A 12,612-nucleotide genomic window follows, 5' to 3' on the forward strand; every position below is an offset into this window, starting at 1 on the left:
GCGGACTCAGGCTAACCCGGGGCGGCCGGCAATGCCAGAGCCCTTGCGCATGATTGCAGCGCTGTGCGCGGGCAAAGCCCAACAGAGCTGCCGGACAGACTGTCGCGGATCAGGTCGCAGTGCCTATCCTTTTGATTTCTAGTGTAAAATCAGCGTTGGAAAAGCGCGGCCAAAATTGGTCAATTGCAGGCCGTTCCTATATAAGGAGCAAATGATTCCCAACATGCGTGATCAGAGTTGACCGACCAGAAATCACCGCGCGGACCTGACGGTCCCTCCGGCATCGAGCCGATTTCCATCATCGAGGAGATGCAGCGCTCCTATCTCGACTACGCGATGAGCGTGATCGTGAGCCGCGCGCTGCCCGACGTGCGCGACGGCATGAAGCCGGTGCATCGCCGCATTCTCTACGCCTCGCATGAGAGCGGCTATCACTGGAACCGCAAATATGTGAAGTCGGCGCGCCCCGTCGCCGACGTGATGGGTAAATATCACCCGCACGGCGACGCCTCGATCTATGACGCCCTGGTGCGCATGGCGCAGGACTGGTCGATGAGCGTTCCGCTTATCGACGGTCAGGGCAATTTCGGCTCGATCGACGGCGATCCGCCTGCGGCGATGCGCTACACCGAAGCGCGCCTGACCAAGGTCGCACACGAACTGCTCGAGGACATCGACAAGGATACCGTCGATTTCCAGGACACCTACGACGCGTCGGGCCGCGAGCCGCGCGTGCTGCCGGCGCGCTTTCCGGCACTTCTGGTCAATGGCGCCGGCGGCATCGCCGTCGGCATGGCGACGAACATTCCGCCGCACAACCTGGTCGAAATCTGCAACGGCACCATCGCCGTCATGGAAAACCCTGGCATCGACCTGCCTGACCTGATGGAGATCATCCCAGGCCCCGATTTCCCGACCGGCGGCCTGATCCTCGGCCGCTCGGGCATCTACAATGCCTATTCGACCGGGCGCGGCTCGGTCATCATGCGCGGCAAGGTCAACATCGAGCAGCGGGCGGGCGATCGCGAGTCGATCATCATCACCGAAGTTCCCTTCCAGGTGAACAAGGCGACGATGATCGAGAAGATGGCCGAGCTGGTGCGCGACAAGCGCATCGAGGGCATCTCCGATATCCGCGACGAGTCCGACCGCCAGGGCTACCGCGTCGTCATCGAGCTCAAGCGCGACGCCAATGCCGAGGTGATCCTCAACCAGCTCTATCGCTTCACCCCGCTGCAGACGTCGTTCGGCGCCAACATGGTGGCGCTCAACGGCGGCAAGCCGGAAGTGCTGACGCTGCTCGACATGCTGAAGGCGTTCGTCGCCTTCCGCGAAGATGTGATCAGCCGGCGCACCAAATTCCTGCTCAGGAAGGTGCGCGACCGCGCGCACGTCTTGGTCGGCCTGGCGATCGCCGTTGCCAATATCGACGAAGTCATCAAGCTCATCCGTACCGCGCCCGATCCGCAGACCGCGCGCGAGCAGTTGATGACGCGCCGCTGGCCGGCAGCCGACGTCGAGTCGCTGATCCAACTGATCGACGATCCGCGCCACCGCATCAACGACGACGGCACCTACAACCTGTCGGAAGAACAGGCGCGCGCCATCCTCGAACTGCGCCTGCAGCGCCTGACGGCACTTGGCCGCGACGAAATCGCCGACGAACTCAACAAGATCGGCGCCGAGATCACCGATTACCTCGACATCCTGTCGTCGCGGGCGCGTATCCAGCAGATCGTCAAGGACGAGCTGCTGGCGGTGCGCGACGAATTCGGGGTGCCGCGCCGGACCGAGATCACCGACGCCGGCGCCGACATGGAAGACGAGGACCTGATCCCGCGCGAGGACATGGTCGTTACCGTCAGCCATTCCGGCTACATCAAGCGCGTGCCGCTTTCGCTCTACCGGGCGCAGCGCCGTGGCGGCAAGGGCCGCTCGGGTATGTCGACCAAGAACGAGGATTTCGTCACCCGCCTGTTCGTGGCCAACACGCACACGCCGGTGCTGTTCTTCTCGTCGCGTGGCATCGTCTACAAGGAAAAGGTCTGGCGCCTGCCTATCGGCAATCCGCAGTCGCGCGGCAAGGCACTGATCAACATGCTGCCGCTCGAACAGGGCGAACGCATCACCACCATCATGCCGCTGCCCGAGGACGAGACGAGCTGGGGCGAGCTCGACGTGATGTTCGCGACGACACGCGGCACCGTGCGCCGCAACAAGCTCAGCGATTTCGTCCAGGTCAACCGCAACGGCAAGATCGCCATGAAGCTGGAGGAAGAAGGCGACGAGATCCTCGGCGTCGAGACCTGCACCGACAATGACGACGTGCTTCTGACCGCCGATTCCGGCCAGTGCATCCGCTTCCGCGTCGACGACGTGCGCGTGTTCCAGAGCCGCAATTCGGTCGGCGTGCGCGGCATCAGCATGGCCGATGGCGACCGCGTCATCTCGATGGCGATCATCGAGCATGTCGAGGCGAGCCCGGCCGAGCGTGCCGCGTATCTCAAGCGTTCTGTCGCCGAGCGGAGGCTGGCAGCTGGTATTGCAGCGGGCGAAGACGAGGACATCGCGCTGACCAACGAGGAGATCGGTGAGGAAGCCGACATCTCCGAAGACCGCTACCAGTTCCTGGGCCAGCACGAGCAGTTCGTGCTGACAGTGACCGACTACGGCTACGGCAAGCGCTCGTCGTCCTACGACTTCCGCCTGACCAATCGCGGCGGCAAGGGCATCCGCGCCACCGACGTGTCGAAGACGGCCGAGATCGGCAAGCTGGTGGCGACGTTCCCGGTCGGCAACGACGACCAGATCATGCTGGTCTCCGATGGCGGGCAGGTGATCCGCGTGCCGGTTGACGGCATCCGCTTCGCCAGCCGCGCCACCAAGGGCGTGACCATCTTCAATACAGCCGAAGGCGAGAAGGTGGTTTCGGTGGAGCGCATTTCCGAGCCGTCGGGCGACGAAGATGGCGACGAGGCGCCAAACGGCGATGCCGTTGTGAGCGAGGAAGGCTGACCTACCCTCAGATGCGCTGAAGGGCGTGTCAAATCAAAGGGGTAGAGGGAAAAATTAAAGAGAAGAAAGCGGCGCCGAAGCGCCGCTTTTGCCTGGAGGGGCAGAAACTGTTCAGCGCGGGACGCGCGGATTACGCCAGCCGGGAAGCTGGACGCGGGCCGTCTGCACCTTGGTGCGGACGCGATGCGCCTCGTGATGGAGGCTGAAGGCAGTGGCAACAAGCATGGCCAGAGTCATGGCCGCGGCGAGCATGTAGATCATCATGGCGCTGTTCTCCTGCTTGAAACAACGGACGAACCGGCATTTGGTTTCATCTGATATACACAGGGTTTATTCACATCCGCTTGAACCGATCCTGAGATTGCCGTTCATCGTGCATTCATCTCGTAAACCATTGGCCGAAGGTACCGGGTGCCGCCAAAGTGCGCTTCCACCTTTGGCGCCGATGTTCTAGAAGCAGCGCATGACTGATCGCATCGCCATCTATGCCGGGTCGTTCGACCCGCTCACCAACGGCCACCTCGACGTGCTCAAGGCGTCGCTGGCCGTCGCCGACGTCGTCTACGCCGCCATCGGCATCCATCCCGGCAAGAAGCCGCTGTTCGCGTTCGAGGAGCGGGTGGCGCTGATCGAGGAAGCGACGAAGGTCGAGTTCGGCAAGGACGGCGCCCGCATCAAGGTGGTGGCCTTCGACGGGCTGGTGATCGACGCGGCGCGCAAGCAAGGCGCCTCGATCATGATCCGTGGCCTGCGCGACGGCACCGATCTCGACTACGAGATGCAGATGGCGGGCATGAACGAGACCATGGCGCCGGAACTGCAGACGGTTTTCCTGCCGGCAAGCCCTTCGGTCCGCACGATTACCGCCACACTTGTCCGCCAGATAGCCTCGATGGGCGGCGACATCCGCCCGTTCGTACCGGCGGCGGTCGCCGGCGCGCTCACGGCAAAATTCGCGAAATAATTTCGGAGTATCGAACCATGCAGCTCAGAAAGCTTGCCTCGTCCTTCGTCGTCCTCACCGGCCTGCTCGCAGGATCGGCTGCTGCACTGGCCGCCGAGCCGGAGAACACGATGATCATCACGCTGAAGGGCGGCGACGTGACGGTGGCGCTGCGTCCCGACCTCGCACCCAAGCATGTCGAGCAGATCAAGGCGCTGGTGCGCGAAGGTGCTTACGACAATGTCGCGTTCCACCGCGTCATCGAGGGCTTCATGGCGCAGACCGGCGACGTCGAGTTCGGCGACACGAAGGATGGCTACAGCGGCGACCGCGCCGGCACCGGCGGCTCGAAGCTGCCCGACCTGCCGGCCGAATTCTCCAAGGAGACCTTCAAGCGCGGCGTCGTCGGCATGGCACGTGCCCAGGATCCGAATTCGGCGAATTCGCAGTTTTTCATCATGTTCGATACCGCATCCTCGCTTGACGGCCAGTACACCATCGTCGGCGATGTCGAGAGCGGCATGGAACTGGTCGACGGCATCAAGAAGGGCGATGCGGCCGCAAATGGCGTCGTCAGCGACCCCGACAGCATGATCAAGGTCCGCATCGCCGCGGACGCCAAGTAATCCAAAACGCAAAGAAGGAATTTCACCATGGCCGAGATCAAGGATCGCGAAAACGCGCTGATCATGGAAACCACCAAGGGCAACGTGATCATTGAACTGCTCCCTGACCTGGCCCCCGGCCATGTCGGGCGGATCAAGGAGCTGGCACGCGAAGGCGCCTATGACGGCGTCGTGTTCCACCGCGTCATCGACGGCTTCATGGCCCAGACCGGCGACGTCAAGTTCGGCAAGTCGGGCGGCAAGGACTTCAATCCCGGCCGCGCCGGCATGGGCGGTTCGGACAAGCCGGACCTGAAGGCCGAATTCTCCAACATGAACCACGGCCGTGGCACCTGCTCGATGGCGCGTTCGCAGAACCCGAATTCGGCCAATTCGCAGTTCTTCATCTGCTTCGACGACGCCGGCTTCCTCAACCGCCAGTACACGGTGTGGGGCCAGGTCATCGAAGGCATGGAAAATGTCGACAAGATCAAGCGCGGCGAGCCGGTGCAGGATCCCGACAAGATCGTGTCGCTGAAGGTCGCCGCCGATATCGCGGAATAACAGGCAATGGCTGGCGTTCTCTGGTCGCTTCTCGGCGTTCTGGCGGGCGCCTTCGTTGCCATTCAGGCACCAGTGAATGCGCAGCTGGCGCGCGGGCTGGGAATGCCCGTCGCGGCGGCTGCGGTCTCATTCCTGGCTGGTGCCATCGTGCTCGGCATCATCGCCTACTTCACCGCACGCGCCCAGGGCGTCAGCGTCGACTGGCGCGCCCCGGCGCCGTGGTTGTTCGTGGCCGGCGGTTGCCTTGGCGCTGTCTATGTAACGAGTTCAGTGCTGCTCACGCCGCGCATTGGCGCGGCTGCCCTGGTCGCGTTCCTGGTCACCGGCCAATTGCTGGCCAGCGTGATTGTCGACCGTGCCGGCTATTTTGGCGTTGCCGTGCGCGAACTCTCGATGGGCCGCATCGTCGGTGCCATGCTGTTGCTCGCCGGGGCAATGATGATCCGTATCTACTGATGCGCGTCGATCTTTTCGATTTCGAGCTGCCCGAAGAGCGGATTGCGCTTCGCCCCGCTGAACCGCGCGATTCTGCTCGCATGCTTCTCGTCAGGCCAGGCGAGGAATTCGCCGACCTCAAGGTGGGCGACCTGCCGTCGTTGCTCGAACCCGGCGATGTGCTGGTGCTCAACGACACGCGCGTCATCCCGGCGCAACTCAAGGGCCGCCGCGTGCGCGGCGAGGCTGTCGCGCATGTCGATGCGACGCTCCACATGCGTGTCGGCCCCGACCGCTGGCTCGCCTTCATGCGGCCGGGCAAGCGCGTTGCCGTCGGCGACCGCATCCAGTTTGGCCACAGCGCCGAGGCCTGCATGCTGGGCCAACTCGACGCGACTGTGATCGAAAAGGGCGAGGCGGGCGAAGCGTTGCTGGCGTTCGACGTATCTGGCCCGGTGCTGGACGAGGCGCTGCATGCCGTCGGCCATATTCCGCTGCCGCCCTATATTGCCTCCAAGCGTGCCGACGACGAACGCGACCGGCGCGACTACCAGACCGTCTATGCCAAGGAGGAGGGCGCGGTTGCGGCCCCTACCGCCGGACTGCATTTCACGCCGGAGCTGTTTGCCGCACTCGAGGCCAAGGGCATCGAACAGCATTTCGTGACACTGCATGTCGGCGCTGGCACCTTTTTGCCGGTGAAGGCAGACGACACCGCCGAGCACAAGATGCATTCGGAGATCGGACATGTGTCGGCCGAGACCGCGGCGGCGCTGAATGCCGCCAAGGCGCGCGGCAGCCGCATCGTTGCCGTCGGCACCACCTCGCTTCGCCTGATGGAAAGTGCGGCGCGCGCGGACGGTACCATCGCCGCCTGGTCCGGGCCGACCGACATCTTCATCACGCCCGGCTACCGCTTCAAGTTCGTCGACGCGCTGATGACCAATTTCCATCTGCCGCGCTCGACCTTGTTCATGCTGGTTTCGGCCTTTTGCGGACTTGAAAGGATGCAGGGCGTCTACGCCCATGCGATCGCGGACGGCTACCGCTTCTATTCCTATGGCGATGCCAGCCTGCTGTTCAGGAACGACCGATGAGTGAAGAATTCAAGTTCAACGTGCTTGCCACCGACGGCAAGGCGCGCCGCGGCGAGATCACCATGCCGCGCGGCACGATCCGCACGCCGGCCTTCATGCCGGTGGGCACCGGCGGCACGGTCAAGGCGATGTACATGGACCAGGTGCGCGGCGTCGGCGCCGACATCATCCTGGGCAACACCTATCATCTGATGCTGAGGCCCGGTGCCGAGCGCGTGGCGCGGCTCGGCGGCCTGCACGAATTCGCCCGCTGGCCACATCCGATCCTGACCGATTCTGGTGGTTTCCAGGTGATGTCGCTGTCCAAGCTGCGCAAGCTTAGCGAAAAGGGTGTGACCTTCCGCTCGCATATCGACGGTGCTGCCTACGAAATGTCGCCGGAACGCTCGATCGAGATCCAAGGCCTGCTCGATTCCGACATCCAGATGCAACTCGACGAATGCACCGCACTTCCGGCGACGCCGAAGGAAATCCAGCGCGCCATGGAGCTGTCGCTGCGCTGGGCCGAACGCTGCAAGGCGGCTTTTGGCGACCAGCCGGGCAAGGCGATGTTCGGCATCGTGCAGGGCGGCGACATTCCCGATATGCGCGTGCGCTCGGCGCAGGCGCTGAAGGGGCTCGATCTCAAGGGTTACGCAGTGGGCGGACTGGCCGTCGGCGAGCCGCAGGAGGTGATGCTCGACATGCTCGACATCACCTGTCCCGAGCTGCCGGAGGAGAAGCCGCGCTACCTGATGGGCGTCGGCACGCCCGACGACATCATCAAGTCGGTGGCGCGCGGCATCGACATGTTCGACTGCGTGATGCCGACCCGCGCCGGCCGCCACGGCCTTGCTTACACCCGCCGCGGCAAGGTCAACCTGCGCAATGCCCGCCACGCCGACGACCCGCGGCCGCTGGACGAGGAAAGCGATTGCCCGGCCGCACGTGACTACAGCCGCGCCTATCTGCACCACCTGATCAAGTCGGGGGAGTCGCTGGGCGCGATGCTTTTGACCTGGAACAACCTGTCCTACTACCAGCACCTGATGAGCGATATCCGCGCCTCGATCGAGGCCGGCCGCTTTGCCGACCGCACCGCCGAGATCGGCGAAGGCTGGGCGCGGGGCGATCTGCCGGTACACCCGGGGCAGTGACGCCGGCCGTCTGGCTGATTCAGGCGGCGAACGGATCCATCAGGATGAAGGTCGGATCCTGCCGCTGATGCTGGTTGATCAAGGGCACCAGCCGGACAAAGTGCTCCGACCGGCAATGTGCGTCGAGGGCGGCACGATCGGGCCATTCCTCGACGAAGATGAAATGCCCGGGGTCCTTCTGGTCGATGAAAAGATCGTAGGCGATGCACAGCTCCTCCTGCCGAGTTTTCTCCACCAGCTCGGCATAGAGCGGCATGACGGTGTCGATGAATTCCGCCTTGATGAAATCCTGGGCGATGACCTTGAGCATGGATGAAGCCTGATCCGATTCTGTTGGTGCCGAGGCCCGGTTTCCATACTTCGGTCGCTGGCGGCAAGACACGTCTGGTCGCGAACTGACAATCACTCCGCCTTTGACGCGCCGGACTTATGCGCGCGCCCGTGACAAGCTATGTTTTGAATGCCTGCCACGGAGATGCATATGGCCAGTCCTTCGCTGCGAATCCCCACATTCGACGATGTCAAACTAGCCCAAGCGCGCCTTGCGGGGGCTGCGCACAAGACGCCAATCCTGACGTCGCGGACGGCAGATGCGCAAACTGGCGCAACGCTCTATTTCAAGGCGGAAAACCTGCAGAGGGCTGGCGCGTTCAAGTTTCGCGGGGCCTACAACGCGATCGCCGTGCTGGACCAAGCAATGCGGGCCGACGGCGTTGTCGCCTATTCCTCGGGCAACCACGCCCAGGCCCTCGCTTATGCCGCCAGCCTCCTGGGTGTTTCGGCAACGATCATCATGCCCAAGGATGCGCCTGCCATAAAAGTGGCCGCGACCAGGGGGTATGGCGCCGAGATCGTCCTTTATGACCGCTACACCGAAGACCGCGAGAAGATCGCCCAGGGCATCGCGGCCGAGCGCGGCGCGGCGCTCATCCCGCCCTATGACCATGCTGACGTCATCGCCGGGCAGGGCACTGCGGCGCTGGAACTTATCGAGGACACTGGAGACCTCGATCTGCTTGTGGTGCCGCTGGGCGGCGGGGGTCTGCTTGCCGGTTGTGCGTTGAGCGCGCGAGCGCTGTCGCCCGCATGCAGGATTGTCGGTGTCGAGCCTAAGGCCGGCAATGACGGCCAGCAGTCGCTGCGCAAGGGGGAGGTGGTTCACATCGCACCGCCGAAATCCATCGCCGACGGGGCGATCGTCACCCATGTCGGTTACCACAACTTTCCGATCCTGAAAGACAAGGTCGATGACATCGTGACCGTCACGGACGCGCAACTGGTCGATACTGTCAGGTTCTTTGCCGAACGCATGAAGATCATCGTCGAACCGACCGGCTGCCTGGCTGCGGCTGCCGTCCTGCATGGCGCACTTGGTTGTGCGGGCAAGCGGGTCGGCATCGTTCTGAGTGGCGGCAATGTGGATCTGAAGGTGCTGAGCACGCTGCTGGCCTAAGGTGTTCTGGGGTTCAGGCGATGCGGCCTGACCGCAGGCCTGGAGTATCGGGTATTGGCGCACAAGCTGACTTGTCTTATTGCGAAGGCATGGAAGTAAGCGCATCGGGAATTGCATGAACAATCGCTACGGAACCCTGGCGTCTTGGGTCTACAACTTGGACAAGCCTGTCGGCAGGTCATTTGGGGACATCGAGTATTATCGCCAGCGCCTGGAAACCTGCACCGGCCCGGTGCTCGAACCGGCTGTCGGCAACGGCCGATTCTACGTGCCGCTGTTGCAATCAGGCATTTCGGTGGAAGGTTTCGACCCATCCGAGGAGATGTTGGGGTACTGCCTGAGCGCATGCCGGGAGCGGTCGCTTGATCCGAAGCTGACGCAGCAGAGCTTTGAAACCTTTGCCTACGATCGGCAATTTGAGGCGATCGTCGTGCCGCTCGGCTCGTTCCAGCTGATCACCGAATTGGCGTCGGCCAAGGCTCTGCTGAGCCGGTTTTTCGACCATCTGGCGCCGAATGGCAGGCTTATGGTCGACCTGGATCCGATCGGCAGCTTCCTGGGGACGAGCGGTTCCGTTCGCAGCTGGAACACCGAAGACGGCGACCTGCTGACGTTGACCGACACCAGGGTCGAGACCGACTTTGTTGCGCAGAAAACGGTCTCGCAGCTTCGCTACGAGCATTGGCGCCATACAAAGCTGGTCGATACCGAACTCGAACTGTTCAGCCTGCGCTGGTGGGGCGTCAACGAGTTTGCCCTTTCACTGGCAGAAGCCGGCTTTGTCGACGTCGTCGCGTCCGGGAACTACCAACATGGCCGTGCACCGCAAAAGGACGACGAGTCGATCAGCTTCGAGGCACGCCGGCCGGCGTGACGAGCCTGAGCACATGGCGTGACGGCAAACGCCTTGTCGGCGCGCCATCACGTGCTCAGCGAGTTCGAGGCCCGGAGGCTGACGCCGGTGATGCGCCAGATGCCGTCGGGCTGCAGTTCGAGCGTGTAGACGGCCTCGTAGTCCTTGCCGTCGGGCCCGACGATGAGCACTTGCTGGGCGATTGCGGTCGGGCCCATCTCCCGGGATTTGCCGAAATCGAAGCTCTGCGGGTGATGCACCGGCTTGTAGCCACCCGACACCATGCCCATGAAGGTCTCGAGCGTCGGGAAGATGCGCTTCACATTCGGCGCGGCATAACCGTAGGCAGTGGCGTTGTCGCCGGCGCGGAAGGCCTGGAGCTGGCCCGATATGCTGCCCTGCGCCGCCTTGATCTCCGCATCGCCGGCAAGGGCCGGAAAGGCGCAAAGCAAGGTGGCGAAGACGATGGCGGCACGGCGCATGTTGGCGTCTCCCGTTCCATGGCGGGCATTGGCCGGCGCCACGATGACATTGTAACATACGCAGGCGAGCCGTTTGCGGTTTCATGCTACCGGCTCATTGGCCAGCGGCAGTGCGCCCAAGCATTGGCTTGAAAGCGCAGGCTGGTTCTGCGACAAGACCGGCAGCGATGGCAGGGCCGGAACGGACGGTGCGATGAAGACCTTTTTCGTGCAGATCAAATGCGAACTCGGCAAGGCCTATGAGGTGGCGAGCGCACTGGCCGATGCGGAGATCGCCTCGGAGATCTATTCGACCGCCGGCAACTACGACCTGCTCGCCAAGTTTTATGTCGATGACGAGGAAGACATCGGGCACTTCGTCAACGAGCGAGTCCACTCGATCGGCAACATCAAGGACACCTTCACGACGGTGACCTTCCGCGCCTTCTGAGCGCGGCGAGGGCAGGGATAGGCCCAAATCCCCGGCTTTCTGCCAAAATGATGGGCAAATTCCCTGTAATGAAGCCGGCTACGCCTGAAACAGGCGATTGCGCTTGATTTTCTCCCCCGAGGTCATTTCACTGATCTCAGAGGGGAGTTTGCCATTGGTCGCCTTCGACGAAATGCTCCCGGCAGAAGCCGGATTGAGACGGCCCTACGAAGCCTATGACGGCTGGCTCAAGAACCAGGATGCTGCCCGCCTTACCGAAAAGATGCGCGATGCCGAGCGGGTTTTCCGCAAGACCGGCATCACCTTCGCCGTCTATGGCGAGCAGGAGGCCTCCGAACGGCTGATCCCGTTCGACATCGTGCCGCGGATCATCTCCGGCAACGAATGGCGCAGGCTGACGCAAGGCATCGAGCAGCGCGTCCAGGCGCTGAACGCCTTTCTCGACGACATCTACCATCGCCAGGAGATCCTGCGCGCAGGCCGCGTGCCACGCGATCTGATCGCCACCAACGAGGCGTTCCTGCCGGAGATGATAGGGGTCAGACCGCCGGCGGGGGTCTACACCCACATCATCGGCGTCGACGTCGTGCGCATCTCCGAGAACGAGTTCTACGTGCTCGAGGACAATGCGCGCACGCCGTCCGGAGTCTCCTACATGCTGGAGAACCGCGAGACGATGCTGCAGCTCTTTCCCGAGCTGTTCCAGCGCATCAAGGTGCATCCGGTCGAGAACTATCCCCAGTTGCTCAGGCAGTCGCTGGCGGCGGTGCGGCCGAACGGGGTCAGCGGCGCGCCGACGATTGCGGTGCTGACGCCGGGCAGCTTCAACTCGGCCTATTTCGAACATGCGTTTCTGGCCGACCAGATGGGCGTGCAGCTTGTCGAGGGACAGGATCTTCGCGTCGTCGACGGGCGCGTGGCGATGCGCACCACCGAGGGCTACAAGCAGATCGACGTGCTTTATCGCCGCGTCGACGACGCCTATCTCGATCCGCTGACCTTCAAGCCGGACTCGGCGCTCGGCGTGCCCGGCATCATGGACGTCTACCGCGCCGGCAACATCACCATCGCCAACGCGCCAGGCACCGGCATCGCCGACGACAAGGCGATCTATTCCTACATGCCCGAGATCATCGAGTTCTATACCGGCCGCAAGCCGATCCTCGGCAATATCCCGACATGGCGCTGCTCGGAGCCTGACAGCCTGAAATACGTCCAGGAGCATCTCGCCGAGCTGGTGGTCAAGGAAGTGCACGGTTCTGGCGGCTACGGCATGCTGGTCGGGCCGGCGGCGAGCAAGAAGGAGCGCGAGGAGTTTTCCAAGAAGCTCGCAGCCAGGCCGTCGAACTACATCGCCCAGCCGACACTGTCGCTGTCGACCTGCCCGATCCTGACCGAGAAGGGCCTGGCGCCACGCCATGTCGACCTCAGGCCGTTCGTGCTGGTTTCGGACCGTATACGCATCGTGCCGGGTGGCTTGACGCGCGTCGCCCTGAAGGAGGGCTCGCTTGTCGTCAACTCATCGCAGGGCGGGGGAACGAAGGATACGTGGGTGCTGGATGACTAAGAGGGCGAATAGCGAATAGTGAGTAGCGAATA

The 12,612-nt window shown here is 63.1% G+C and carries 14 protein-coding genes; 11 read left to right on the plus strand and 3 right to left on the minus strand.

Features of this window, described 5'->3' with window-relative positions:
* Nucleotides 1-237 precede the first annotated feature (237 nt).
* Nucleotides 238-3,015 (plus strand): DNA gyrase subunit A, encoded by a 2,778-nt coding sequence (gene gyrA / locus GGQ99_RS04645; RefSeq protein ID WP_183260990.1) that lies wholly within the window; start codon nt 238-240, stop codon nt 3,013-3,015.
* 111 nt (nt 3,016-3,126) lie between these two features.
* Here the strand turns inward: gyrA and GGQ99_RS04650 are convergent, their stop codons facing one another.
* A complete protein-coding gene (locus GGQ99_RS04650) occupies nt 3,127-3,279 on the minus strand; it encodes a hypothetical protein (RefSeq protein WP_183260992.1) in 153 nt (50 codons plus the stop codon).
* Between the two features lie 199 nt (nt 3,280-3,478).
* Here GGQ99_RS04650 and coaD point away from each other — a divergent pair, with 199 nt between their 5' ends.
* The 6 genes from coaD to tgt are packed head-to-tail and all read left to right on the plus strand — an operon-like array spanning nt 3,479 to nt 7,795.
* On the plus strand, nt 3,479-3,979 hold the full coding sequence (gene coaD / locus GGQ99_RS04655) for a pantetheine-phosphate adenylyltransferase (RefSeq protein ID WP_108608063.1): 501 nt from the start codon (nt 3,479-3,481) through the stop codon (nt 3,977-3,979).
* A 17-nt stretch (nt 3,980-3,996) separates the two neighbouring features.
* The gene (locus tag GGQ99_RS04660; RefSeq protein ID WP_183260994.1) at nt 3,997-4,584 is read left to right on the plus strand and encodes a peptidylprolyl isomerase; all 588 of its coding nucleotides are present in this window, start codon (nt 3,997-3,999) and stop codon (nt 4,582-4,584) included.
* A gap of 27 nt (nt 4,585-4,611) precedes the next feature.
* The gene (locus GGQ99_RS04665; RefSeq protein WP_108608065.1) at nt 4,612-5,127 is read left to right on the plus strand and encodes a peptidylprolyl isomerase; all 516 of its coding nucleotides are present in this window, start codon (nt 4,612-4,614) and stop codon (nt 5,125-5,127) included.
* 6 nt (nt 5,128-5,133) lie between these two features.
* Entirely contained in the window at nt 5,134-5,583 is a 450-nt protein-coding gene (locus tag GGQ99_RS04670; RefSeq protein ID WP_108608066.1) for a DMT family transporter, read from the plus strand.
* Nucleotides 5,583-6,659 carry a tRNA preQ1(34) S-adenosylmethionine ribosyltransferase-isomerase QueA gene (gene queA / locus GGQ99_RS04675; RefSeq protein WP_183260996.1) on the plus strand — a complete coding sequence of 359 codons (1,077 nt, stop codon included), beginning with the start codon at nt 5,583-5,585 and terminating at the stop codon, nt 6,657-6,659. Before GGQ99_RS04670 ends, queA begins: the two co-directional genes overlap by 1 nt.
* Nucleotides 6,656-7,795 (plus strand): tRNA guanosine(34) transglycosylase Tgt, encoded by a 1,140-nt coding sequence (tgt, locus tag GGQ99_RS04680; protein WP_108608068.1) that lies wholly within the window; start codon nt 6,656-6,658, stop codon nt 7,793-7,795. Before queA ends, tgt begins: the two co-directional genes overlap by 4 nt.
* A gap of 19 nt (nt 7,796-7,814) precedes the next feature.
* Here the strand turns inward: tgt and GGQ99_RS04685 are convergent, their stop codons facing one another.
* A complete protein-coding gene (locus tag GGQ99_RS04685; RefSeq protein ID WP_183260998.1) occupies nt 7,815-8,105 on the minus strand; it encodes a putative quinol monooxygenase in 291 nt (96 codons plus the stop codon).
* 171 nt (nt 8,106-8,276) lie between these two features.
* On the opposite strand from GGQ99_RS04685, the gene GGQ99_RS04690 reads away from it, so the two are divergent.
* Nucleotides 8,277-9,248: a threo-3-hydroxy-L-aspartate ammonia-lyase gene (locus GGQ99_RS04690; RefSeq protein ID WP_246389412.1), complete on the plus strand. Its 972-nt coding sequence runs from the start codon at nt 8,277-8,279 to the stop codon at nt 9,246-9,248.
* Between the two features lie 115 nt (nt 9,249-9,363).
* Nucleotides 9,364-10,122, plus strand: a complete 759-nt coding sequence (locus tag GGQ99_RS04695; RefSeq protein ID WP_183261000.1) for a class I SAM-dependent methyltransferase — start codon at nt 9,364-9,366, stop codon at nt 10,120-10,122.
* A gap of 47 nt (nt 10,123-10,169) precedes the next feature.
* Here the strand turns inward: GGQ99_RS04695 and GGQ99_RS04700 are convergent, their stop codons facing one another.
* Nucleotides 10,170-10,583, minus strand: a complete 414-nt coding sequence (locus GGQ99_RS04700) for a DUF4864 domain-containing protein (RefSeq protein WP_183261003.1) — start codon at nt 10,581-10,583, stop codon at nt 10,170-10,172.
* 193 nt (nt 10,584-10,776) lie between these two features.
* Between GGQ99_RS04700 and GGQ99_RS04705 the strand changes: the two genes are divergently transcribed.
* Entirely contained in the window at nt 10,777-11,013 is a 237-nt protein-coding gene (locus GGQ99_RS04705; protein ID WP_108609892.1) for an Lrp/AsnC ligand binding domain-containing protein, read from the plus strand.
* A gap of 154 nt (nt 11,014-11,167) precedes the next feature.
* Nucleotides 11,168-12,580 (plus strand): circularly permuted type 2 ATP-grasp protein, encoded by a 1,413-nt coding sequence (locus GGQ99_RS04710; protein ID WP_183261005.1) that lies wholly within the window; start codon nt 11,168-11,170, stop codon nt 12,578-12,580.
* Nucleotides 12,581-12,612: the final 32 nt, after the last annotated feature.

Origin of the sequence: Aminobacter niigataensis, assembly GCF_014200015.1 — a bacterium.
GTDB lineage: Bacteria > Pseudomonadota > Alphaproteobacteria > Rhizobiales > Rhizobiaceae > Aminobacter > Aminobacter niigataensis.

Bases quoted from the DNA above. Each gene is read 5' to 3' on its own strand.
- GGQ99_RS04650 (WP_183260992.1), bottom strand. From the start codon at position 3,279: ATGATGATCTACATGCTCGCCGCGGCCATGACTCTGGCCATGCTTGTT.
- coaD (WP_108608063.1), top strand. From the start codon at position 3,479: ATGACTGATCGCATCGCCATCTATGCCGGGTCGTTCGACCCGCTCACC.
- GGQ99_RS04660 (WP_183260994.1), top strand. From the start codon at position 3,997: ATGCAGCTCAGAAAGCTTGCCTCGTCCTTCGTCGTCCTCACCGGCCTG.
- GGQ99_RS04665 (WP_108608065.1), top strand. From the start codon at position 4,612: ATGGCCGAGATCAAGGATCGCGAAAACGCGCTGATCATGGAAACCACC.
- GGQ99_RS04670 (WP_108608066.1), top strand. From the start codon at position 5,134: ATGGCTGGCGTTCTCTGGTCGCTTCTCGGCGTTCTGGCGGGCGCCTTC.
- queA (WP_183260996.1), top strand. From the start codon at position 5,583: ATGCGCGTCGATCTTTTCGATTTCGAGCTGCCCGAAGAGCGGATTGCG.
- tgt (WP_108608068.1), top strand. From the start codon at position 6,656: ATGAGTGAAGAATTCAAGTTCAACGTGCTTGCCACCGACGGCAAGGCG.
- GGQ99_RS04685 (WP_183260998.1), bottom strand. From the start codon at position 8,105: ATGCTCAAGGTCATCGCCCAGGATTTCATCAAGGCGGAATTCATCGAC.
- GGQ99_RS04690 (WP_246389412.1), top strand. From the start codon at position 8,277: ATGGCCAGTCCTTCGCTGCGAATCCCCACATTCGACGATGTCAAACTA.
- GGQ99_RS04695 (WP_183261000.1), top strand. From the start codon at position 9,364: ATGAACAATCGCTACGGAACCCTGGCGTCTTGGGTCTACAACTTGGAC.
- GGQ99_RS04700 (WP_183261003.1), bottom strand. From the start codon at position 10,583: ATGCGCCGTGCCGCCATCGTCTTCGCCACCTTGCTTTGCGCCTTTCCG.
- GGQ99_RS04705 (WP_108609892.1), top strand. From the start codon at position 10,777: ATGAAGACCTTTTTCGTGCAGATCAAATGCGAACTCGGCAAGGCCTAT.